A 23,677-nucleotide genomic window follows, 5' to 3' on the forward strand; every position below is an offset into this window, starting at 1 on the left:
ATGATCACGAACGCTCGGTCCCCCGGCATCGTATCGTGATTCCCGACGTAAACATCGCATCTACCGAATCATCTGCTCTAGAACCTATTGGCACAAAGATGAAATCAAACAAGAAGTTGACCATTGCCGGATGGATCCTGAGCGGTCTTTTGGCCCTGATGCTGATTGGAGCAAGTGCCTCCGGGAAGCTGACTTCGTGGGAGGGCAAATCCGAAATGTTTGCCAAAATGGGATGGAGCGAAGATGTGATGTTCTGGATTGGCATCGTCGAAGTGACCGTCACGGTCCTGTTTCTGATTCCGCGAACATCGTTCATCGGCGCCATTCTGTTGGCTGCCTACTTGGGTGGCGCGACCGCAACACACGTTCGAATGGAAGAACCATTCTTCATCCCGATCATCGTTGGGATCGCCGTTTGGGTTGCCCTTGGACTTCGTAACCCGGCCGTGTTCCGCATGGCCTTCGCACCTCAATCCGTTCTGCATTCGACGGAAACCGCAGGGCATTCGGACTAGAAACCGAACATAAAATCGGCCACCGCGTGGTGAACGTTTGGTTGCAATGGAATTGACAGGTGAGTTGCAGCGACGCGTCGAGCCTCCAAGTTACTAACGTGCGAAAGGTCGACGCTTCGCAAGCTTTCGTCGATCCAAGACCACAACACCAATCGCCGCACATTGGAATCACAGTCTGCATTCGCGGAGGCTCGATCGGGATCCATGATCACCGTCACCTCCGGGATCCGGTTCCCCGAGACGACGGAAAGCAATCCGGTCAGAAATCCGAACCGCATCAACGGAGTCAACGAAACGAGTGTCGTGACACGATGCTCCGGCGCCCTCGCGATCGCAGCTCGAACAACCCAGTCACCAAAACTGTGCGTGACAACTCCTATCGACTTCCCTGCCTCGCGGTCTCCCGAAATACGTTTGACCATTCGATCAACGCTGCGATCGAGGTCACGAAAAATGCAGCGGTCTTGCCAGCACTCCACACAAGGACAGTGTTTAAGGAGCGACCATTGCAGTGGAACCATCGCGATGCTTGGTTCCAAAAGCCCCGGAACAAGAATGATTTCCTCCGGTCGTTCGATTCCATCTCTCAACTCAGCGTGCCTCCGGCCATCGTTGTTGTTCGCGAGCGAGCGGGAATCGATGATTCCTCAGGAGTGAACCAAAGTTCGCATCAGACGAAGAAGCTGCTGCGTTTTCGACCTGGGGACTGGCAAGCCTGAACAACAAAACTTCCGTCAGAATTGCCTATGCTCCCCATTCCGTCCGCGCATGAAAAAACCCCGTGAATCACGGGGTTCAATCAGTACGGCCGAGAGGATTCGAACCTCCACGGGATTATCTCCCACTAGGCCCTCAACCTAGCGCGTCTGCCAGTTCCGCCACGGCCGCGAGCTGTGTTGGTCTTTGACTGGGTGGCAAAGTTTGGCACAAATCCGTCCGACGTCAACGCCCAGTTACCCTGGATTCACCGGGCCGCCCCGCCTCGCCCGATGGCTGCGACGAATTGGCGGATTTTCTCGGCGTTTTTCTGTCCCTTGGGCTGTTCCACACCGCTGGCCACATCGACGCTGCTCGCCCCGCTGACGCAAATCGCCTCGTGAACGTTTTCAGGATTCAGACCGCCAGCCAGCACCCACGCGGCCGCGGACTCACCACGATTTTTTGACCACGCTTGAATACTGGGCCAATCCAACGACTGGCCGCCTCCGCCAAATGAGGCTCCCGCGTCGGCGTCGAGCAACAGCGACACGTCCACGCCATTCCACTCACCGATAACAAATTCGATCTGACCGGGCTCCAGTTTCCCGCGAGGCAATCGAACGGCTCTCAACACTCGTTTCCCATTCGCAATCAGGGTCTTCGCGAGGGACACCGGTTCGTCCCCATGCAACTGAATCCAGTCGAGCTGCAACGAACCGGCAACCCGCAGGATGAATGCCGAGTCGTGGTTGACGAACAGTCCGACGCGGGTCAGCCCGTGGTCTCGGGCGGCGTCGTTGATCTGCAAAGTTTCGGCAGCATCGGGGTTGAGTGAACGGACGCTGGGTTCGTAGAAGTTCAGTCCTACCGCGTCGGCTCCAGCCTCCGCGACGGCTCGTACGTCGTTGACGCTTCGCATGCCGCAGATTTTGATCGCGAAGGGAGGCCCCACCGGACGAGCAAAAGCCGCGGCGGGGGGATCACTGGGACCGGATGGAGGCAAGGTTGTCACAATCGTTTCAAGTTTCCTGGATCACCGAAGTGGAACCGGCCGATCAACAACAAGGACGGTCCGCGATCTCTCCGATCGCGACCGAATCGCCGGTCCCTCGCGTTTTCAGTGGCATCGTTTCGTGTCTGGCAAATTCGCTGCATTGAGAATCCTAACACGCAACCCGCTCGTCGGCATCGCGGTCGCCTCGATCGCCAGTTTCATGTTGATGATGGCTATCTGGCCTCCGGAACCGGCACGGCAACGGGTTTCCTACCCGCAATCGGTTCACGCGAAATCTTCCGCCGCGAACCACAGTGATACCGAGTGGTCTCATCGAGTTGTGACCAGCGACAACGTGGATGGGTTTCGCAAGCGGCTGCTCGACGCCCAGCAACCCAAGGCGTCCGCCAATGTCGGATGGGTGCGTTGGCGAAGCGAGGTGGCGGCCTTCTACGCGAACGCGGAACAAAGCCGATTCGCAGCGAATGAGAGCGATTCAGAATCGCCGCTCCGATTGGCCAGTCATTCGACTTCCGAACCGCCACCCAAAGCTTCCAAGTGGGCTACGTTTTGGCGGAGCGAAACAACCCGTACCAACGAGTGGCTGGCGGGATACGAGCGAGCCAATGCGGACCGGATCGCGTTGTTTGCCAAGTCCATCGAAGTGAAAAAGCTCGCTACGTCATGGCCGCTACAGGCTTGGATGTGGGCGACTGGCGTGGCTCTGATGGTTGCCATCACGGGTTGGACCTGGGCAGATTCCTCGCCGGTCCGCCGGCTGGAACTTGCATCGTTGGGCATCGGTGACCAGGAAGCGAAAGCGGCCGAGGGATCCGAAGCGGATTGGACCGCGATGACATTTCGCGCCGAATGGGTCGCGGTGACTCAGCCCGCCGGAGTCTGGCTGCGTCGAACGGTTGCGGTGAGCCTAGTGGTCGCTGCGGGCGTGCTGGTTATCGTCCGTGTGCTAGGCGTCGCTTAGCAGATAGCTGATTCGTAACCCGCCGCGTCAGCAAGGCTGAGCCTGCCCAGACGCCCCGGTGATCGATTCCTTGCTCACGCGGCGGGTTGCAATCGTTGGACCACCGCTGAGAACCGAGCGATCCAGCGAACCCCAGACGTGGCAGCCAGCTCTCATCCCACGCGGCTCGCCTACCAGACCGCTTGCCCGAAAACGCCCTCTGAGGGAACCTGTTTGCAACGCGGAGCGGTCGCTTTTTCTTTGCAAGTGCCCTGCCCCGCTCTGCCCTGCCCTTCCCCGCATCGCTAAGACGACATGGTCCGCTACAACCCCAACGAAATTGAACCTCGCTGGCAAGCTTACTGGGACGAACACCACACTTTCGCCACGCCCGAAAAGGTCGGTGAAAAGAAACGTTACGTGCTGGACATGTTCCCCTACCCCAGCGGCGACGGTTTGCACGTCGGGCACCCGGAAGGCTACACGGCAACCGACATCGTTTCGCGATTCGCACGAGCTCGCGGGGAATCGGTTTTGCACCCGATGGGATTCGACGCGTTTGGATTGCCCGCAGAAGAGCATGCGATCAAGACCGGCGAGCACCCTCGCGTTCAAACTCAACGCAACATCGACAACTTCACTCGCCAATTGAAGATGCTCGGTTTCAGCTATGACTGGGACCGAGTCTTGGCGACGACAGACGAAGAGTACTTCCGCTGGACGCAGTGGATCTTTGGCGTCTTGTATGACACTTGGTTCGACCAGGACCAACAAAAAGGTCGCCCGATCGCGGAGTTGCCGATCCCCGATAACGTCACCGCCGAAGGCGAGTTGGCGATCGAGCAGTATCGCGATTCAAAGCGGTTGGCTTACCTCGATGACGCTTTGGTGAACTGGTGCCCGAAACTCGGCACGGTGTTGGCCAATGAAGAAGTGGTCGATGGCAAAAGTGAAGTGGGCGGGCACCCGGTCAAACGGATTCCGCTGCGGCAATGGATGTTGCGGATCACGGATTACGCCGAACGGTTGTTGGAAGGCTTGGACGATCTCGATTGGCCCAACGGCATCAAGAAATTGCAGTCCGATTGGATTGGCCGCAGCACCGGTGGCGAAGTCGACTTCTACTTGCAACGCGGTGCCGCGGGCGACGACACCGGTCCGTTCGTTGCGTTCAAACGAGCTCGCGAAACAGAAGGCTTTCCATCCGATCCCGGCAAGGATTGCTTGCGTGTTTACACGACGCGTCCCGACACCTTGTTCGGAGCGACCTACATGGTCGTCGCGCCGGAACACCCATTGATCGACGTGTTGGTCAAACCCGAACAGAAAGACGAAGTCGACGCCTATCGCGAAAAGGCTTCGTTCAAAAGTGACCGCGAACGAACCGATGGCGACCGAGCCAAGACGGGTGTCTTCACGGGCTCGCACGCGATCAACCCTGCCGACGGACGCAGCATCCCGGTTTGGGTCGCCGACTATGTGTTGGCCGGTTATGGAACCGGCGCGATCATGGCCGTCCCTGCTCACGACGAACGCGATTTTGAATTCGCCGTGGCGTTTGACTTGCCTGTCATCCCAGTCGTCGATCCACCAGCGGACCACAAGCAACGCGAAGAGATCTTGGCCGGCAAAGCCTGCTTCGCCGCGGAAGGCGTTGCGATCAACAGCGGCGAGTACGATGGCAAGACGACCGCGGAAGTCAAAGCCGCTTTGACCGCGGAATTGGCCAAACAAGGCTTGGCCTGCGAAGCCGTCAATTACAAGCTGCGTGATTGGTTGTTCAGCCGCCAGCGTTTCTGGGGCGAGCCCTTCCCAGTCTTGCACGAAATTGATTCTGAAGGCAATGCGACCGGCGTGCGTCGCTTGGTTCCCGATGATCAATTGCCCGTGACGTTGCCGGAACTCGCGGACTTCAAACCACACGGTCGCCCCGAGCCGCCGCTCGCGAAAGCCGACGACGATTGGTTGATCGTGGAGCTCGACGGCAAACGCTATCGCCGCGAAACCAACACGATGCCTCAGTGGGCTGGTTCATGCTGGTACTACTTGCGGTACATCGATCCGAAGAACAGCGACGCATTGATCGATCCGCAGAAGGAAAAGGATTGGATGCCGGTCGACTTGTACGTCGGTGGTGCCGAGCATGCTGTGTTGCACTTGCTGTACTCACGGTTCTGGCACAAAGTCCTGTTTGATCGCGGCCATGTGACTTGCCCGGAACCGTTTGGCAAACTCGTCAACCAAGGCATGATTCTCGGCGAAGTCGAATTCACCAGCTTTGTGGATCCGTCCGGCAAACACGTTTCCACGAAAGACGTCAAGAAAGACTCTGAGGACAATCGCGTCCACAAAGCCACCGGCGAACCAGTCGAGATTGTTGCGTTGACGGAAGAACAAGTCGTCAAGAAAGGCGAAGGTTTTGTCTTGGCATCCGACGCCTCGATCAAGGTCGACAGTCGCGCATTCAAGATGAGCAAAAGCCGCGGCAACGTGGTCAACCCAGACTCAGTCGTTCGCGATTATGGCGCGGACTCGCTGCGTTTGTACGAGATGTTCATGGGCCCGCTGGAGGCGACCAAGCCTTGGGCGATGAACGGCGTCGGCGGCGTGCGCAGCTTCCTCGATCGCGTCTGGCGGATGATCATCGATGAGCCCGAAGACGAGCTGAAGCTTTCCGGTGCGGTGGTGGACACGGCTTGCGATGAAGAGCAACTTCGCGTGCTGCATCAAACGATTCGCAAGGTAACCGAAGACAACGAAGCGATGAGCTTCAACACCGCGATTGCAAAGATGATGGAATTCACCAATCACTTCACCCGTTGCGAAACGCGACCGCGTGAAGCGATGGAATCGTTCCTGATATTGCTGGCTCCCTACGCACCTCACATGTGCGAAGAACTGTGGAAGCACCTCGGTCACACCGAATCGATTTCGCTGCAGCCTTGGCCGGAGTGGGACGAAGCCGCTTTGGTTCAGTCCAGCATCGAGATCCCGGTTCAGATCAACGGCAAGGTGAAAGCGAAGATCTCGTTGTCACCCGATGCGAAGCCGAACGAGATGGGCGAAGCAGCACTGGCGGATGCGGCGGTGCAAAACGCGATCGGCGACAAGAAGGTTGTCAAAACGATCGCCGTCCCTGGCCGAATGGTGAACCTAGTCGTCAAGTAACCTCCTGTAGCGTGGCGGTCACCGTCGTGAATGGGAATCAGTTCTCGGTGGGGGACCACCGCGCTGCAGGTTAACGCACGAATTCTGGTGAATCCGGTTGCGATGTTTCAGGTCGTCGCCGTAGGCCATGTCTCACATGGCGATGGTGAAATGCCGAGATAACCGACGCTCGTGAAGGAGCGTTGTGCGGGTACCAAGCCTCGCTTCTCACGCGCACCGGTTGGGTCGCCAGGTACAACCTGGCCTACGACTGGCTACGACGTTTCGAAGGCGGGCAGCTCAGCCGGCGACTGCTTCCGCAACCGAGGGTCGTCGCACTCGCTCGGAAACCTTCGCATACAGCCGACGCAGAGCCTTCGTGATGGGTTGCTCGATCCGGTTCGTGATTACCAACGCCAGAGCGAATGAGAACACGATCACGATCGCCAAACAAACCAACGGTGGCAGGCCGGCTTGATCGAATGTGTTCAGCAACACGCAGCCGAGGTTGTTGTGACACAGATACAACGCGTACGAGATCGCACTGATGGTCACGAACGGTTTCATTCGCAGGACAGGAATCTTTCCGTAAGCGGCCATGGTTACCAGACCGATGATCAAGGCCGTCGCGGCAGGGTTGTGCTTGCCGTGATCGATGCTGTGGAAAACGCCCGCGGCGACAACAATGCCCAGCAAGTTCTTCCACTTTGGTCCCACTCCGGTCTTGATCATGTAGAGCAAGAACCCGATCGCGAACAATGGAACGAAGTCGAGCACCAACAAGTGCCTGACCGCGGACAATGCAGCAAACAACGACGTGTGTCCATAGCTGGCTTGGGCAGCATCCAATGCAGGACACAACACCAACGAAGCGACCAACAACGATCCCCAGCCGACGAAATACCGCTGCAAGTAGCCTTTGCAAAACAGCGTCACCAAGACGAAGTAGAACATCATCTCAACTTGCAAGGTCCACATCACGGGATCAATGCATTCGTAGCCAAAGACACGTGGCATCAAAGTCAAATTGGCCAGGAACTGCTGCGTTGAAACCGGTTGGCCGTTCAGCGGAGCAAACGTCACGATCCAAAGGTTCGCGAAAATTACCATTAAGAACAGTGGCACGATTCGAATCAATCGAGCAGCCACAAAATCAACTGGCTTGCCACGACGCATCAGCGACATGCTGTTGACGAAACCGCTGAGGATAAAGAACAGCTCGACGCCGTAGGCACCATAGGGCCATTCTCCGCCCAGCGGACTGGAGAAGCCAAACTTGACCGCATACACGTGCGTGAAGTGGAACAACACCAAGTTGATGGCCGCCATCGCACGCAACGCATCCAGCTCTAGAATCCGGCGATGCAGCTTCAGGGTGGACGGCGTTTCGACCGTTTCACTTTCTAGCGTTTCTTGTTCGGAATCCGCTGGCGAGAAACCACCGAAAGACACATCGCGACCTTTACGAACCGCACGCGCTAGCTGCCGAACCTCCAACGAGGATCGAACGGCGGGCAACGTCGGCACAACCGGTTCTTCCCACCTTTCCTGAACGGGCGGATTGTCCCACGCATGCTCAGACGGAAAATGACCTGAAAAGGGGCCAGTCGCCGAGTCGGAATCCGATGGTGGTGGGGCAGATTGCATCGTTTGAAAATGGACCGGGAACGAAGAGGATCTCTGTGTCCGCTCAAGGATGGGTCAGCTCCTCCCTCTGCACCACCAATTTTTGCTTGTCTGGTCAAAGTCCACTCTTTCGCGTGGAAGGCTGCATCGATCAATCCGATGTCAACGATGACGGCAATCGGAGCGATTTTGCCGGTTCTTGCGACGCTGGTTTCTGTCGGGCCCTTTCGTTTTCGCGGGCGTTCAACGAAACTGCCGCAATTCTTTCGACCATCCAGGCGGAGCCTTCGCCATGAAATATGTCCTGATCATTCCCGACGGCTGTGCCGACGAACCCCTCGAATCACTGAACGGCCGCACACCGCTGCAAGCCGCGAATTTGCCAGCGATGGACCAAATCGCGTCGCTGGGCCGCGTCGGCGTGACCGACAACACACCGATCGACTTCCCCGCCGGCAGCGAAATCGCGAATCTTTGCCTGCTGGGATACGACCCAAACGTTTGCTTCACCGGCCGGGCTCCCTTGGAAGCCGCCGCACAGGGCATCGAGCTGGGCCCGCAAGATTGCGCCGTGCGTTGCAATTTGGTGACGATTCGCGACCAGACGATGATCGACTTCACCGCCGATCACATCAGCACCGAAGAAGCGACCACGTTGCTGGAAGATCTGTCGAAGGAGTTGTTTGGTGAAAACGGACCTCTCGGCGACAGCGACTTGGCCGGCCGACTGGAATTTGTCCCCGGAGTCAGCTACCGCAACTTGATGCTGTATCGCGGCGACGCGGAACATCCGTCGCCGTTCACCAATTCGACACGGTCGAGCGCCCCGCACGATTTGACCGACCTCAGCGTGGTCGATGATTTCCCGCGTGGTCCAGGCAGCCAAATTTTGGTCGACCTGATGAACGCGTCGGCCGAGATCCTGGCCAAACACCCGATCAACGTCGCTCGCAAAGCAGCCGGCAAAGACGTCGCGACCCACGTTTGGTTGTGGAGCTCGGGCGGAGCACCCAAATTGTCAACGTTCGAAGAACGCTACGGCATTCGGGGTGTAATGATCACGGCGGTGGATCTCCTTCGTGGCATCGGTGCACTCGCCGGTTGGCCTCGAATCGAAGTGGAAGGTGCAACCGGGTACCTCGACACGAATTACGCAGGCAAAGGTGAAGCGGCAATCCAAGCGCTCGCCGACTATGATTTCGTCTGCGTCCACATTGAAGCTCCCGACGAGGCCTCTCACGAGGGCAATGTCGAAGCCAAGATTGAAGCGCTCCAGCAGATCGACCAGCAAATCGTCGCTCCGCTTTGGGATGCCCTTTCCAAGCACGACGAGCATCGCATGTTGATCTTGCCCGACCACCCAACGTTCTGTCGGACCAAGAAACACACGCACGGCCCCGTGCCGCTGACCATGGCTGGCACCGGCATCGAATCCGACTCGGCGACGACCTTTGACGAGATCTCCGCCAACGCGGCTGGATGGGTGTTCGATCCCGGCTGGACGATGATGGACGTCTACATTCAAAAAGGTTGATCGGCCGGGCCTGGTGGCAACGCCGGCGACCGATTTCTTCCGCAACTCCGTTTCTTTCCGTTTCGCTTCGTCACTTCCATGTCCCTGATCGTTCAAAAATTTGGCGGCACGTCGGTTGCCGACACCGAGAAGATTCGTGCCGCGGCTCGGAAGGCTATCCGTGCGCAAAAAGCTGGCCACCAAGTCGTCATGGTGGTCAGCGCGATGGGGAAGAACACGGACACGCTGCTGGATCTGGCGTCGCAAATCAGCGATGAACCACCGGCTCGCGAAATGGACATGCTGCTCAGCACGGGCGAACAAGTCAGCGTGGCGTTGGTCGCAATGGCGATCCACAGCATGGGTTCCCAAGCGGTCAGTCTGACCGGTGGTCAGATTGGGCTGAAGACCGACAACAGCTTCAGCAAAGCACGCATTCAATCGATCGACACGGGCCGCATTGAACGCTTGCTCGACGCCGGCAACATCGTCGTTGCGGCGGGTTTTCAAGGCATCGATGATGACTTGAACATCACGACGCTCGGACGAGGCGGCAGCGACACCACCGCGGTGGCTTTGGCAGCCGTGTTGGGCGCGGACGCTTGCGAGATCAACACCGACGTCGATGGCGTTTACACGACCGACCCCAGACTACTGGCCGAGGCTCGTCGCGTGGACGTGATCAGCTACGACGAGATGCTCGAACTGGCTTCTCTGGGCGCCGGAGTGATGCACTCCCGCTCGATCGAATTCGCCAAGAAGTTCGAAGTGCCGATCCACGTCCGCAGCAGTTTCTCCGATCAAGACGGCACGATGATCGTCGCCCAACCCGAATCGGAAACCGCTCCGGTATCGGGCGCAGCCCTCACTCGTGACGAAGCTCGCGTGACCGTGTTGGGCGTTCCAGACGTCCCCGGTATGAGCCAACAAATCTTCTCGGCGATCGCCGCTGAAAAAGTCGCCGTCGACATGGTCGTCCAAAACGTTGGCACTTCCGGTAAGGCCGATGTGTCCTTCACAGTTGCCGGTGGCGAGCTGAAGAAAACCCTCGCGGCTCTCGAAGGCATCCTGGAATCACTCGGTGCCGATGGCGTCACGCACGACGATCAAGTGTCCAAGGTCAGCGTCGTTGGCCTGGGCATGGCTCACCAAAAAGCCGTCGCGGCGAGCATGTTCCGTGCTCTGGCGGCCGCCAACGTGAACATTCACATGATCACGACCAGTGAGATCAAAATTTCTTGCCTGGTGCCTCGCGACCAAGCCAACGAGGCTCTGCGAACGGTCCACGAAGCGTTCTCTTTGGACCAACGTCCGAGTGACGCAAAAACTTGGAACGAGATCAAAGCGAGTAACGCGAAAGAAGCCGATGTGGCCGATGTCGTGGCCCGTTTGCAAAACGATGCGTTGGAAGCTCTCACGCTCACCGACATTTCGATCGTTCCCAATCAAGCCCGCGTGACGCTCGATGGCGTGCCGGACCAAGTCGGCGTGGCAGCGGACATGTTCGAACAAATCGGTGAGGCCGGAATCTTCGTCGACATGATCGTGCAAGGTTACGATGGCGAAGACGGCAGCACCAGCGTCAGCTTCACGGTCGAACAAGCCGACTTGGATGCTGCAGAAAAGGTTGCTCGAGCGATTTGCGACAAGCACTCGATGCGCGACGTCCGTGGTGCTTCCGGAATCACCAAGCTCAGCGTCAGCGGCATCGGATTGCGAAGCCACACGCAAGTCGGCACGGTGCTGTTTGAACAATTGGCCGGTGCGGGAATCAATGTCGAGATGATTGCGACCAGCGAATTGCAAGTGAACGTGGTCATCCAAAGCGACCAAGCCGGCGACGCCGCCGCGAGGCTGAAACAAGCCTTCGCGGAAGCCTTGAATTAGACGTCGGTCCGGTTCCAATCGGACGTTCGCGTCCCAAATGGTTCGCCTCGAAGACTACCGAGCGGCGACTTCGGTGGCTTTTGGCTCTTCGGTGGTTTCTTCCTCTGGTTCGGGCGGCGTCTGCAACGAACGCAGGAAGTTGATCAAGTGCCACACATCGTCTTCTTCGAATTCGCCATCGACGAACGTGGCAGCGGGCATCGGTGAACCTTCAATGCCTTGCGTGATTCGGACGTACAAATCGTTCGCGGTTCCACCGCCGTGGAACAACCCGTTGGTGAAGTTTCGTGGCACGGCATTGATGGGTGGCAAAGCACCTCGGGCCAAAAGCGGAATCAACTCGTCGCGATTCTCCGGCTTGATACCGATGCCGAGAGTCCACTCTTTCGTCCAATCGTCGAAGTCGGTCGTTTGTCCGTCGCCCAGTCCCTTCACTCCGTGGCACTTGCTGCACAAAGCAATTTTGCCAACGTACAACTCTTGGCCTCGCTTGACGGATTCGGCCAGCGTCTCGGCTTCGTCACCGTTTTGGAACGCGACGAACTCCTCGTAGTTGTCCGCCACAGGCAAGTCAGCGGGTGGCTCAGGGACTTCCACAACCATGTCGGGAGCCGCCAACCAAGCATCGGCGATCTCGAGGGCGTAGTCTTCGGCGATCTCCCAGCCTTCGTCGAACAATTCCTTCTCTTCTTCGTCGGTTGAATTCTTGTGGGCAGGATTGATGATTCGATCGCCACCTTCCAAATCCAACTCAAAGATCGCGTCGTCGATCAAGCTTCGCTCCAGCTCGCCGCGCCAGGAAAGGTAGATCACGTAGTCGGTCAACGCTTCGGTTTGCTGGTCAATCACTTCTTCGTTGACCGCTTCGACTTCGTCGCCGCTGAGCGTATCGAATGCTTTTCCAATGTGAGCCGCAACTTGCTCTTCAGTCAGCTTTGGAAGAGCCACCATGGCGGTGCCCTGAATACCGTTTTTGATCAACTTCGCCAAATCTTCCCGCGTTGGCTTTTCACCCCGCTCGGTCGATTTGAACTTGAAAACGCCTTTGCGGTAATCGCGAGGATACGGGTTCAGAATGGCGGATGACGCCCCGCGTCCATCGCCACTGATACCGTGGCAAATGACACAGTGTTTTTGATACAGCCCGCGACCTTCGGCGTCAGCGGGCCCCGATGCCATCATCAAGTTGTCCAGCGACACAAGTGTCGCGAAATCCTCGTCCTCCATCGCGACTTCGGGCAGCTTCGGTTGCTCGGGCGTTCCGAACATTTGCGTCACAATCCAAAACGCATCCTCGGTCGCTTGCTCCATCTCGATGCCCTCTTTCAGCTCGTACTTCATCGAGTGCACGAGGTTGGGCTCGAACGTCATCGGTTTCGGTTCGCTGCAACCGCTGACAAACACTGCGCCGGCCGCGACCGTGAACGCCCCGGCCAAACACGAAAGGGATTTCGAACGACGAAGAAAGTTGGACGGCATGATCGTGTTGGCGTTAGATGAGTTGAAAGATGACTCAGGCCAACAATTTGGCCTCTTGGGACAACGATGTCACCATTGTATGCAGTTGTTCACGCAATTGGCAAAGCACCGGATCAGCTTCTCCGCGCGGTGGACGTCCGGCAGGAACCGGGATTGCTTCCCCAACATCAATCACGACACTCATCGGAAGAGACTCCTTCGCCTTGCCAAAAATGGCCTCTTGGATGCGTTGGATCGTTTCTACGATGCGAGTGTCGGTGATTTTCCCCGGTGTCAAATATTCATCGGGAAACGAAAGGAGAAACTGTGCCAAGTCCGCGCGTTCTGCGTCGCGACGAAAAGTCGCAGGGTCACGAACCGCTTCCTCAGCAGCAAAGAACGTCGTTGAAACCGCGGCACGGATTTTCCGAACGCGTTCTCGAACATCCTCCGTCGGCTTCGCCACCAAGCTATACCGTTCTTCGGCCTGCAGAAGTAACTTCTCGATCAAAGCATCTCGCCGGGGACTGAGTTCACCCGTCGACGCGTGGCCGGTGAATTCGATCTCTTTCAACGCCAAGTACGCCTGCGAAACTCGAAGCAATCGCTCGATCAGTTTCTCGATCGATCCTGGTGCGGAGGCTGGTTGCCAGCTCAGCGTTCGCTCGAGCTCAGCCAACTGCTCGTGGGCCCAATCGTGAGCGTCTTCGAGACACAGGTATTTCAGGCCAACGGGATGAACAACGACCTGACCTTTGTCTTGCTTCGCACGTTTCTTCGCGGCGGATCGAGCGATGAATGAGACACCATCCAGGAGTGGCTTCAGAAGATCGTTGGTGCGGTTCGTGGTTCCTTCGGGGAACAACACCAGCGGTCGCTCGCCGCTGACCAAAATATCGATCGCTGTTTCCAACGCCTTGCGATCGTTTCCCTCGCGAAAAACGCTGAAGGCTCCCATCCGGCGAAGTGCGAACTGTTCGAATTTATTGGTATTGAAGAGATGCCACGAGGCCATCGCATACAGGTGCGTGTTGACCTGGCGAGCCAACCACCCCAGCACGATCGGATCGGCGTAGCGGCAATGGTTGGGTGCCAGAAGGATGCCGTGGCCGGCTCGCAACGATTCAGCGAATCGTTCGGCGTTGCGGCATTCAAAACTGAGGACGGCTTCCTTCTTCCGAAGGTGCCAGTCGATCAACCGAAAGTTTTGAATTGCGGAGGGCCAAAGGTTTCCGCGATAAGGCGGCACAAATTCGTAGGGCCGATCAAGAACAACAGTCAAGACGTCACTTTCGCGAGGAAATAACCCAGTGCCAATGCAGCGACGAAAAGCGATGTCACCACGGTGCCCAACAAAACCGGATCAATGCCCTTGTTCCGACTGTCGTTGCGTTGCGTTTGTGCCGCTGCCCCTTCACCTCGATCGATGCCGGAACCGACTCCGCGCCGACTACCGGAACTGGGTGCCCGCCCCGTGGGCCCTTTGTATCCGGACTCGACTTCCAAATCGAGGAAGCTGCCTTCCAACATGTCGGCGGGAGTTCCCATCGACCCAACCTTTACCAATCGACCACTTTCGCTGGCCGCTTGATCTTGTTCACGAATGAGCTTCGATCGACTACTCGCCAGCGTGTCGTCGTTCTTGTTCGTCAGCGTGTCTTGGTTGGACTGCGTGACCATTGATCCCGAGCTGCTATCGAAATCCATCGAAGACAAACTGCTGTCTTCATCTGGACCTTCGCCCAACCCGACTCGAATCACTTCGCCCTTGGGAACCGCCGCTGCAAACTTTTCCAAGACCTCGGCGACGTCGGTGGCGTTTTGATAGCGATAGCGAGGATCCTTTTGGATCATCTTCACCGCGATGCCTTCGAGTTCGCCCGGGCATTCCGGTCGCAATTCTCGAATCGCTTTGGGCATTTCATTTTGGTGCTTTGCAATTCGCTGGGCGAGCGTGCCTTCGGCGAACGGAGGACGACCGGTCAGCAAGAAATACAACGTGCAGCCAAGGCCGTAGATGTCGACTCGGTGGTCAACGGTGTGACTGTTCAGAGCCTGCTCGGGTGCCAAGTAGTCGGCCGTGCCGAGGACGTTTTCGTTGTTGGCGACGGTCAATGATTCGTCGTCGCCCGTTTTCGAAACCAGAGCCAACCCCATGTCCAGCAACCGCACACGGCCGTCGCTGTCGATCAACAAGTTGGCAGGTTTGACATCTCGATGCACGACGCCGCGATCATGAGCGTGCGCCAACCCGCGAGCCGCTTGAGAGATGAGCTCGGCGGCGGTCGAGAAATCGAGTGGCCCGTCGCGCCGCACCAGCACTTGCAAATCCACCCCGTCGACATATTCCATCACGATGTAGTGAACATCGCCGTCGTTGTCGATGTCGTGCGCCAACACGATGTTGGGGTGATTCAGCGACGCGATCGCTTTCGCTTCCAGTTTGAAGCGAGCCAGATACGAAGCATCGTTGACGCGTTTTTTGGGCAACACCTTGATCGCGCGTTTGTCGCCCAACCCGATGTGCTCGGCCAAATACACACTGCTCATCCCACCCGACCCGATGTGACCGAGGAGTTTGTACTTGCCGAGGAAGAAGCCTTTGTACTTTCCCGTGAACAGTTTCTCGATGTGCCAATCCGACAGCAGGCCCGCTTTCTTGTAGGCCATTGCCAGCTTCTTGGAACTGGCCGGCAACTTTCCACCGCACTTTTCGCGAACCTTTTTCAGGAACCGTTCTTGCGTGGCTTCGTCGACCAAGTTGCTACGTGCAACCATTTCGACAAATCGTTCCGATGTGATCGAAGCCATGGCGTGTGGAAAGAAATCCCGCTAGAAGACAAGTCCGTTGGTGAACATCCCGATCGACGAGACGCCTTACAAAGGAAGTGGGCGACGCGGCGAAGGTATCCCCACGCGACCGCCCCCTCAATCAAGTTTAACCAAAACTTCGCGTTCGACAGAACGAAATTGCTGGATTGCCGAACGCCAAGGGCGGAATTGTAGACGAATCCGACATCGCTGAGTGGTCGCGAGCGCCGCCGTTTCCTGACTCCGTCAAATCATTTTTCATGCCCAAACCGCCGTCGACTCCACTCCGTTCGCTCGAGACCTCTGCCCCGAACATCCGCAAGCTCGGTGTGATGGCCAAAGTCGCGATCGAAGGGAAAGTCAAAACGCGATTGGGCGATACCATTGGTTTCGACAAATCGGCCCAGATTCACCAACGATTTCTGGATCATCTATTCGGCAGATTGCAGGACTGGGGCGACGAACGGCACTGGGTCGCTTCCCCCATCGAATCCGTTTCCCGGACCACATTCACACCACCATCTCAGTGGCGGATCATCGACCAGGGTGGCGGAAATCTGGGCGACCGAATGCGACGCTGGTTTACCGATCATGTCTTCGACCGCCCTGCCCTGCCCCGCACCAACGCAGTTTTGATCGGTGCCGATTGCCCGCTGCTGAGTCACGCAGATCTCGACAAGGCCGCTCGACTCTTTCGGGAATGTGATTTGGTGCTGGGACCGGCCGCGGATGGTGGTTACTACCTGATCGGGCTATCGGGATCGTTCCAGTCTTCGGACTCAACCGCGAATTCCGAGCCTCACCAGCGGACAACTGAAAGCGATTGCCCGAGGCCAGGCATTCCCTCGCCGCAACAGATATTGGACACCCTGTGGAACGATATCCCATGGAGCACCGACGAAGTCTTCGACCGCACGGTCGCGGCGGCGGAGTCGATTGGTATGCGAGTTGGCACGCTTCCGGTCCGATCGGATGTCGACACGGAAGAAGACCTGACTGCCCTCCTTCATCAAATCGAACATCCAGTCGACAATGAGGAAGTGCCCTCCGACGACATTGAACTCGCCCGAGACCTCCGCCGCATCCTTTCCGACCAAACGACCTGAATTGTCCGCCTCTTCAACCTCAACGAGCGACCAGCCCAGCCAGCCTGCCCAGGAAGCAACTGGCACGCTGATCGTGGGCGGTGGCGTGATCGGACTTTCCATCGCTTGGGAATTGGTCCGCCGAGGCGAGGACGTGACAGTGATTGACCGTGGCCCGATCGCTCATGGAACCTCATGGGCCGCCGCAGGCATCTTTCCGCCAGCCAACTTCGATCGCGCGACCGACCCGATTGATCGTCTTCGTGGATTCAGCCACACGCTTTGGCCGTTGTGGTGCCAACAACTCCTGGATCAAACCGGCATCGATCCCGGACTGATTCGTTGCGGCGGTTTGTACTTGGCCGAAACAGTCGGTGAAGCGTCCGCCCTGACCGGAATGATGTCGTACTGGGGCGACCTTGATTTGGAATGCGAACGAATCGAAGCGACCGATTTGCTCCGCCGACAACCTCGACTCAAAGATTGGGCACAGACCAACCCATGGATTCAGTCGCATCCAAACAGCGCCGCTTGGTGGACACCCGATGAATATCAAATTCGCCCGTCGCGATTGCTGACGGCTTTGGCCACCGCCTGCCAAAGTCGAGGCGTTGTTTTGCTGCCGCACACTTCCGTCCTAGATCTCTCGACGGACGATACCGGTTGCACCGCGAAGGTCATGACTCGAGATGCCACCGAACACACTTTGCGGTGCGACCGCGTGGTTCTTTGCGGCGGGGCTTCGATCGGCAGCATCTGCCCCGAGATCCGACTGGAGTCCTCGGTGATTCCAATCCGTGGTCAGATCCTGTTGCTGCACAGCGAAACGTTCACGGACCCGATCGTGCTCAACGTCGGCAACCGCTACTTGGTTGCTCGCGGAGATGGAAACGTGTTGGTCGGTTCTTGCGAAGAAGAAGTGGGCTTTGAAGAAGGCACCACCTGCGAAGTCATTCAAGGACTCCGGCACTTCGCGAATCGAGTTTGCCCGGAACTTGAATCAGCCACCGTCGTCTCGCAGTGGTCAGGTCACCGACCAATGACGTTCGACGGCTTCCCAATGATCGGACGCGTGCCAGATCAATCGAACCTGTTTGTCGCGGGCGGTCACTATCGCAGCGGGATCCACCTGGCCAGCGGAACCGCCGTCGCGATGGCTGACATTCTCGAAGGCAAACAGTCCTTCATGGACCTGTCCGCCTTTTCAGTTGGCAAACAGCAAGCCGTTGTGCATTGAGCCAACCGACTCAGTCAAAGCAACGATTGCGAACGGTGGCACCGCCCGCAAGGTTCTGAACTTCGAAACCGTTCTGTCGCAGAATCCTGGCGGCGATGTGACCGCGGACTCCGACGGCACAACTGACAACGGTTGGCTTGGTTCGATCCAGTTCATCCAGTCGATCACGAAGCTCGTCAACGGGAATGTGAATCGAACCGGATGCTTTGCAAAGAGGTGCCTTCTCGATCTCTGTCGCACCACGGACATCGACGATTTGCACCTCCTCGAGCGAAGCATCGGAATCGCGAAACGATTCGATGCCATCCAGCGAGTTGCTCGCCGCAAAGGCGGCCATGTGAACCGGGTCCTTGGCCGAACCGAATGGCGGTGCGTAGGCCAAATCCAACCCAGCCAAGTCACGAACGCTTCCGCCAAAATGCATCGCGGTGGCGATCACATCGATCCGTTTATCGATGCCCTCACCGCCAACGCACTGAGCCCCCAATACCTTTCCAGTATTCGGCTCATAGACCAATTTCAAAGTCATCGTCTCGGCACCGGGAAAGTATCCCGCATGATGCTTTGCAACGACGGTCACGCTGTCAGCTTCCTTGCCAAACCGTTTTGCCGAGGCTCGTGTCAATCCAGTCATGCCAACCGAAACATCAAACACTCGCACCACGCTCGTTCCCCACACCGACGTCGCCGTGGCGGACATTCCGGTCACCGCATGCTCGCCAGCCAGTCGTCCGGAACGGTTGGCTGGACCAGCCAAAGGCACTCGCATCGGTGTCCCGGTTGGACCGTAAACTGGTTCGGATGCATCGCCAACGGCATAGATATCCGGGTCGCTGGTCCGGGAATACTCATCAATGGAAATGCCACCAGTTCCGCCGATTTCCAAACCGGCTTCGCTCGCCAGCCGGGCGTTGGGGCGGACGCCGATTCCAAGGATCACCAACTCTGTCGGCAATTCCTTTCCATCGCTCAATCGAACAGAAGTTGCCAACTCTCCGTCGCGCTGAATCGACTCCAGCCCCACGCCGGTGTGAACACCAACATTGTTTCGACGCAAAGCCTCCTCAATCGGACGAGCCATCTCATGATCGAGCAACGGCAGGACTTGATCGCGCAGCTCGATCAAGTCAACGGCCACACCGCGACGGCGCAGTTGCTCGACCATTTCCAATCCGATGTAACCAGCTCCCACGACCACGGCACGGCGAACCGATCCGGAATCCACACGAGCCTTGATCCGGTCCATGTCGACCAAATTTCTCAACGTCAAAACATTGTCTGAATCAACACCCGGAAGATCCGGAACGATTGGCGAAGCACCCGGTGCCAGGATCACCTTGTCATAAGGCTGCTCATACGTTTTGTCTTGCTCAGATGTCATGCCACGCCGAACCACGGTGACAACCCGCTTTTCGCGATCGATCGAGACCACTTCTTCCCGAGTCCTCACGTCCAACCGAAAACGCCGACGAAGAAAATCCGCTGAAGCCACCACCAAGGCGTCGCGGTCTTTGATCTCTTCCCCGATATGATAGGGCAGCCCACAATTGGCGAACGAAACATCATCATCCTTTTCAAACAGAATGATCTCAGCTTGTTCGTTCATGCGTCGGGCTCGGGTGGCCGCCGAAGCGCCTCCAGCGACGCCACCAACGATGACCAAGCGAACGGGTGCATTTGATTCAGCCGACATTTGACTTCCCTTTTCGGTCGTTACCTCGTAACATTACGACACATAAATATCGACTCCCCCTCTCCCGTGCAACAGCTCCTCCGCCATGGCCGCATCAAAATCACGCACCGGCAAACGTGCCTCGGAAGAACCCACCAAACCGGCCGGCGACGTGCAAGCTTTCGCTGAGGCGGCGGAATGCCTGAAAACACTGGCTCACCCGGTCCGATTGCGGATCGTCCAGTTGCTGCTGCACAGCCGTTACACGGTGGGTGAAATCGCGGCCGATTGCGAAATCGCGGACAACTTGGCGTCCGAGCACCTGCGCTTGCTGCAGCGTTGTGGTTTTCTCGACAGTGAACGCGAGGGCCGCCGGGTTTACTACAAAGTGGTTGAACCTCACCTCAGCAAACTGATGGCTTGCGTGGAATCACGGTTTTTGACCGAGATTTGAACCTGCCCGCGAATTAGATCGCGGCAACTGAAACGCGACCGCTTGAGACAACCCGGCGAATGATTGACGATAAGGACGAACTCAATGGAGTTCCTTCGCGTCCGCCTCCTCTGTCGCAGAAAGATTGCCTGCTATGTCCATCGCTTCTCCCGCCACGCACCCTGTTTTGATCGCTGGAACTTGGCGTGAAGCCAATGCTGAGTCCACTTTCCAGGCCACCGACCCCAACCGCAACGAAAAACTCGACGCCGCGTTTCCTGTGAGCAGCTGGAAAGATTGCGACGAAGCACTCGACGCAGCCGTGGAAGCCGCCGCTGAACTTCGCAAACTTGGTCCCGCCAAAATCGCCGATTTCATGGAGGCGTACGCGGACAAAATCGACGGCGCCAAAGATCAGCTCGTCGACACCGCCTTTGCTGAAACCGGACTGGGCCGTTCACCCCGCTTGGCCGATGTCGAGTTGCCTCGAACCAGCAACCAATTGCGTGCGGCTGCCAAAGCGTGCCGGACCGGCAACTGGGCCATGCCAACCGTCGACACAAAAACCGGCATTCGCTCCTGCCTCGGTCCACTCGGTCCCGTCTGCGTGTTCGGCCCCAACAACTTCCCCTTCGCTTTCGGCAGCGTTTCCGGTGGCGATTTCGCAGCTGCTATCGCGGCCGGCAACCCGGTGATCGGCAAAGCCAACAGTTCGCACCCCGACACCACACGTCTGTTCGCCGAACTGGCATTGGCCGCCTTGGCGGAAACTGGATTGCCCGCCGCAACCGTGCAACTTATTTACCGAACCAGCCACGCGGATGGCGAGAAACTGGTTTCTGATCCACGCGTTGGAGCGACTGGATACACCGGCAGTCGTGGGGCTGGACTGACACTCAAGGCCGCCGCCGACAAAGCTGGCAAGCCGATCTACTTGGAACTCTCCAGCGTCAATCCCGTCGTCATCACTCCCGCCGCCCTGGAAGAACGTGGCGATGCAATCGTCGATGAGTTCATCACCAGCGTCCTGATGGGAACCGGGCAATTCTGCACAAATCCCGGCATGGTGATGCTGGTCAAAGGCGAAGCCACCGACAAATTCATCGCTGCGGTCAAAGAGCGTTTCGCGAGTGCTCCAGCGGGAACGTTGCTCTCGCCCGCAGTTGCATCGTCGCTCGGCAAAGCCATTGAACAACTGGTTGGATTCGGCGCTGAACTCTTGGCTGGCGGTGGCGAAGCAGAAGCCGACCGCTGTGCGATGGCCAACACGTTGCTCAAGACCAGTGGCAGCGACTTCCTCGGCAATCCAGAAGGATTCCAAACCGAAGCCTTCGGCAACGCTTCTCTGATCGTTGTGGCGGACGACTTGGACCAGCTCTGTGAATCAATTCGCCATCTGGAAGGCAACCTGACCGGCTGCGTCTACACCGCGACCACCGGCGACGACGAAGACGCTTACTCTCAGATCGCGTTTGAGTTGGAACCCAAAGTCGGCCGGATGCTGAACGACAAGATGCCCACGGGCGTTGCCGTCAGCCCCGCGATGAACCACGGTGGCCCCTATCCCGCGACCGGTCACCCGGGCTTCACAGCCGTCGGAGTTCCCGGCTCGCTGCTTCGATTTGGGAAGCTCACGAGTTTCGACAACGTTAGAGAAACGCGCCTTCCTGCTTTGTTGCAATCGGCACCACCGACCGCTGACACCTGGCGTTTGGTGGACGGATCTTGGACGAAAGACGCGATTTCTTAGAGTTCTGACGGAAACTGGCGAAAGATTTCCGAGATTTCCTGAAATCTTCTCAAAAGAACCAGTGTCCAGGAACACGCCCTTCGCTGTCGTTTTCGGAAACATGCCGACAGTTGAGTTTGCCCCCCGTGCTCCTGGTCGATCGATTTACGCGGCGGTGGCTCCGGCCACGCCGCGTTTGACATTTGGCGCTCGAAAAAAAGCGCCTATGGTCATTGCAGTGGCCGAGCGAGACGACGGCGGAGCATTGAAGCTCTTGCCGGCCATTTGGTATTCACCTTCTAGGACCGAATGATGACTGCAAACGTGGGCAAATGGATGACCGCCGGTCTGCTTCTCTCTGCATTGACCGGATGCGGTGACCCTCAGACGAAGATCATTCCCGTCGCATCGATGGATGAAGATCAAGCGTCCGTGGAAGCGACCATGGGCCGAGCCAATACAACGGTCACCGAACAACCTGGTGAATCCGACTTCGAATGAACATCGGCGTGCACCAATCACGTCCGAATTGGAACAGCGAAATCCCATCAGCTCTTTGGCGCTGATGACAATTTCTTGACCCTCCTTTCGATCCAACCTTTCCGCGGCCTACCCACCACACCTCAAGGTGCCTTCATGTTCGCTCCGCACTCAACACACGAACACACAAGCCCGCAGCGTGCCTTCAATCGTTCGAACCGATTGGCGTTCACGCTAGTCGAACTCTTGGTGGTGATCGCAATCCTGGGTGCCTTGGCGGGGTTGCTTCTGCCGGCGGTCCAAGCAGCTCGTGAAGCCGCCCGGCGAATGAACTGCAACAACAACTTCAAACAGTTGGGAGTCGCACTTCACAACTATCACGCCGCCTACAACAACTTCCCGTTCAGCCGAATCGTCAACGACACCAACTGGCGCGGCTATGGTCCGGTCGTCGGCATGCTCCCCTTCATGGAACAACAAGCCGCGTGGGAAATGATTTCCCATCCTCATACCAGCGAAAGCGGCACCGAATACGTCGCCTTTGGTGGGTTCCCATGGAGCGTCGATTACACACCCAACCGTTTCCAGATTCCCACGCTACGTTGCCCCTCCGATCCCGCCGAAAACAAAACGATCGGTCGCATCAACTACGGTTTTTGCTATGGCGATGCAGCTCGTTACATTTCCTTCTATTGGTTTCACCCCGACCAAAATCGCTCCGACCCAGCTTACGACTGGTTAGGTGACGAAGCGGTCGACCGCGGCATGTTCGCTTGGAATCAAAGAAAGAGATTCCGTGATTGCAAGGATGGAACCAGCCAAACGATGATCATGGGCGAGATGGCAACGTTCCTGGATGATCGCTCGATCATTGGAACCGCCGCCGTGTTCGGCGACCGTCAATTCCAAACCGATCTGCAACAGTGCGCCAACACTTACGACCCTGAACACCCGCAGTTCTATAAGCCTGGCCAAGAAGTGATCGGCTTTGGCAGCTTCAGCGGCCAATCCAACCGAGGACGCTGGTGGGCGGACCCGATCGCTTGCAACACCGCGGTCAACACAATCTTTGCACCTAACAGCGTCAGCTGCACCTATAGCACTGGACCAGGATCGGATTGGTACGGCGGCGTGTACACGGTTACCAGTCGCCACCAAGGTGGTGCTCATATTCTGATGACCGATGGGTCGGTCAAATTCGTCTCCGACTCGATCAACGCGTCGACCAAAGGCATGGACACCAACACAACGGTCACACGCTACGCACCGGGTCCCGTTCACCCGGCTGACATCGAAAGTCCCTTCGGCGTCTGGGGAGCTTTGGGAACGTCCGACTCTCATGAATCGCGAGCGAACGAAGCCGAGCTTTGATCGAACCGGCGACTCTCGTTCGCTTGACTTGAGACACACAAGACAAAGCCACGTCGACT

18 protein-coding genes and 1 tRNA gene are annotated in these 23,677 nt (G+C 57.5%); 11 read left to right on the forward strand and 8 right to left on the reverse strand.

Annotated features, from left to right (window positions below):
• Positions 1-98: 98 nt before the first annotated feature.
• Positions 99-515, forward strand: coding sequence for a DoxX family protein (locus tag CEE69_RS02020; RefSeq protein ID WP_099258940.1), 417 nt, complete (start codon positions 99-101; stop codon positions 513-515).
• On the opposite strand, the gene CEE69_RS02025 is transcribed toward CEE69_RS02020, so the two are convergent.
• The 3 genes from CEE69_RS02025 to CEE69_RS02040 all read right to left on the reverse strand — a co-directional run bounded on the left by CEE69_RS02025 (position 512) and on the right by CEE69_RS02040 (position 2,133).
• Positions 512-937, reverse strand: coding sequence for a hypothetical protein (locus CEE69_RS02025; RefSeq protein WP_143549132.1), 426 nt, complete (start codon positions 935-937; stop codon positions 512-514). The two genes, CEE69_RS02020 and CEE69_RS02025, sit on opposite strands and share 4 nt — an antisense overlap.
• A gap of 381 nt (positions 938-1,318) precedes the next feature.
• Positions 1,319-1,403, reverse strand: a tRNA-Leu gene (locus tag CEE69_RS02035).
• A gap of 76 nt (positions 1,404-1,479) precedes the next feature.
• Positions 1,480-2,133, reverse strand: a complete 654-nt coding sequence (locus CEE69_RS02040; RefSeq protein ID WP_099258945.1) for a phosphoribosylanthranilate isomerase — start codon at positions 2,131-2,133, stop codon at positions 1,480-1,482.
• Between CEE69_RS02040 and CEE69_RS02045 the strand changes: the two genes are divergently transcribed.
• Positions 2,132-3,190, forward strand: a complete 1,059-nt coding sequence (locus tag CEE69_RS02045) for a hypothetical protein (RefSeq protein ID WP_233214517.1) — start codon at positions 2,132-2,134, stop codon at positions 3,188-3,190. The genes CEE69_RS02040 and CEE69_RS02045 overlap by 2 nt on opposite strands.
• Before the next feature lie 294 nt (positions 3,191-3,484).
• The gene (gene leuS / locus CEE69_RS02050) at positions 3,485-6,337 is read left to right on the forward strand and encodes a leucine--tRNA ligase (protein WP_099258947.1); all 2,853 of its coding nucleotides are present in this window, start codon (positions 3,485-3,487) and stop codon (positions 6,335-6,337) included.
• Positions 6,338-6,616: 279 nt separating this feature from the next.
• Here leuS and CEE69_RS02055 read toward each other — a convergent pair whose 3' ends face one another.
• On the reverse strand, positions 6,617-7,963 hold the full coding sequence (locus tag CEE69_RS02055) for an acyltransferase family protein (protein WP_099258949.1): 1,347 nt from the start codon (positions 7,961-7,963) through the stop codon (positions 6,617-6,619).
• A gap of 271 nt (positions 7,964-8,234) precedes the next feature.
• Between CEE69_RS02055 and CEE69_RS02065 the strand changes: the two genes are divergently transcribed.
• Both CEE69_RS02065 and CEE69_RS02070 read left to right on the forward strand, forming a co-directional pair.
• Positions 8,235-9,476: a cofactor-independent phosphoglycerate mutase gene (locus CEE69_RS02065; RefSeq protein WP_099258953.1), complete on the forward strand. Its 1,242-nt coding sequence runs from the start codon at positions 8,235-8,237 to the stop codon at positions 9,474-9,476.
• Between the two features lie 78 nt (positions 9,477-9,554).
• Entirely contained in the window at positions 9,555-11,342 is a 1,788-nt protein-coding gene (locus tag CEE69_RS02070) for an aspartate kinase (protein WP_099258955.1), read from the forward strand.
• A gap of 54 nt (positions 11,343-11,396) precedes the next feature.
• Here CEE69_RS02070 and CEE69_RS02075 read toward each other — a convergent pair whose 3' ends face one another.
• From CEE69_RS02075 to CEE69_RS02085, 3 genes are read right to left on the reverse strand one after another with little or no spacing between them, the layout of a single operon-like run.
• The gene (locus tag CEE69_RS02075; protein WP_099258957.1) at positions 11,397-12,821 is read right to left on the reverse strand and encodes a c-type cytochrome; all 1,425 of its coding nucleotides are present in this window, start codon (positions 12,819-12,821) and stop codon (positions 11,397-11,399) included.
• Between the two features lie 34 nt (positions 12,822-12,855).
• On the reverse strand, positions 12,856-14,082 hold the full coding sequence (locus CEE69_RS02080; RefSeq protein WP_099258959.1) for a lysophospholipid acyltransferase family protein: 1,227 nt from the start codon (positions 14,080-14,082) through the stop codon (positions 12,856-12,858).
• Entirely contained in the window at positions 14,079-15,611 is a 1,533-nt protein-coding gene (locus CEE69_RS02085) for a serine/threonine protein kinase (RefSeq protein ID WP_099258961.1), read from the reverse strand. Before CEE69_RS02085 ends, CEE69_RS02080 begins: the two co-directional genes overlap by 4 nt.
• Positions 15,612-15,778: 167 nt before the next feature.
• Between CEE69_RS02085 and CEE69_RS02095 the strand changes: the two genes are divergently transcribed.
• Together CEE69_RS02095 and CEE69_RS02100 are read left to right on the forward strand one after the other, a co-directional pair.
• A complete protein-coding gene (locus CEE69_RS02095) occupies positions 15,779-16,717 on the forward strand; it encodes a TIGR04282 family arsenosugar biosynthesis glycosyltransferase (protein ID WP_233214519.1) in 939 nt (312 codons plus the stop codon).
• 1 nt (position 16,718) lies between these two features.
• Complete coding sequence (locus CEE69_RS02100; protein ID WP_099258965.1) at positions 16,719-17,933, forward strand: NAD(P)/FAD-dependent oxidoreductase; 1,215 nt, start codon at positions 16,719-16,721, stop codon at positions 17,931-17,933.
• A gap of 10 nt (positions 17,934-17,943) precedes the next feature.
• Here the strand turns inward: CEE69_RS02100 and CEE69_RS02105 are convergent, their stop codons facing one another.
• Positions 17,944-19,626, reverse strand: a complete 1,683-nt coding sequence (locus CEE69_RS02105; protein WP_099258966.1) for an FAD-dependent oxidoreductase — start codon at positions 19,624-19,626, stop codon at positions 17,944-17,946.
• An 85-nt stretch (positions 19,627-19,711) separates the two neighbouring features.
• Between CEE69_RS02105 and CEE69_RS02110 the strand changes: the two genes are divergently transcribed.
• From CEE69_RS02110 to CEE69_RS02130, 4 genes are all read left to right on the forward strand, one after another.
• On the forward strand, positions 19,712-20,059 hold the full coding sequence (locus tag CEE69_RS02110) for an ArsR/SmtB family transcription factor (protein WP_099258968.1): 348 nt from the start codon (positions 19,712-19,714) through the stop codon (positions 20,057-20,059).
• A gap of 133 nt (positions 20,060-20,192) precedes the next feature.
• Complete coding sequence (locus CEE69_RS02115; RefSeq protein ID WP_099258970.1) at positions 20,193-21,788, forward strand: aldehyde dehydrogenase (NADP(+)); 1,596 nt, start codon at positions 20,193-20,195, stop codon at positions 21,786-21,788.
• 288 nt (positions 21,789-22,076) lie between these two features.
• Positions 22,077-22,268, forward strand: a complete 192-nt coding sequence (locus tag CEE69_RS02125; RefSeq protein ID WP_143549134.1) for a hypothetical protein — start codon at positions 22,077-22,079, stop codon at positions 22,266-22,268.
• A gap of 201 nt (positions 22,269-22,469) precedes the next feature.
• Positions 22,470-23,618 carry a DUF1559 domain-containing protein gene (locus CEE69_RS02130; protein ID WP_233214520.1) on the forward strand — a complete coding sequence of 383 codons (1,149 nt, stop codon included), beginning with the start codon at positions 22,470-22,472 and terminating at the stop codon, positions 23,616-23,618.
• Positions 23,619-23,677: the final 59 nt, after the last annotated feature.

The organism is Rhodopirellula bahusiensis (assembly GCF_002727185.1).
Lineage (GTDB): Bacteria > Planctomycetota > Planctomycetia > Pirellulales > Pirellulaceae > Rhodopirellula > Rhodopirellula bahusiensis.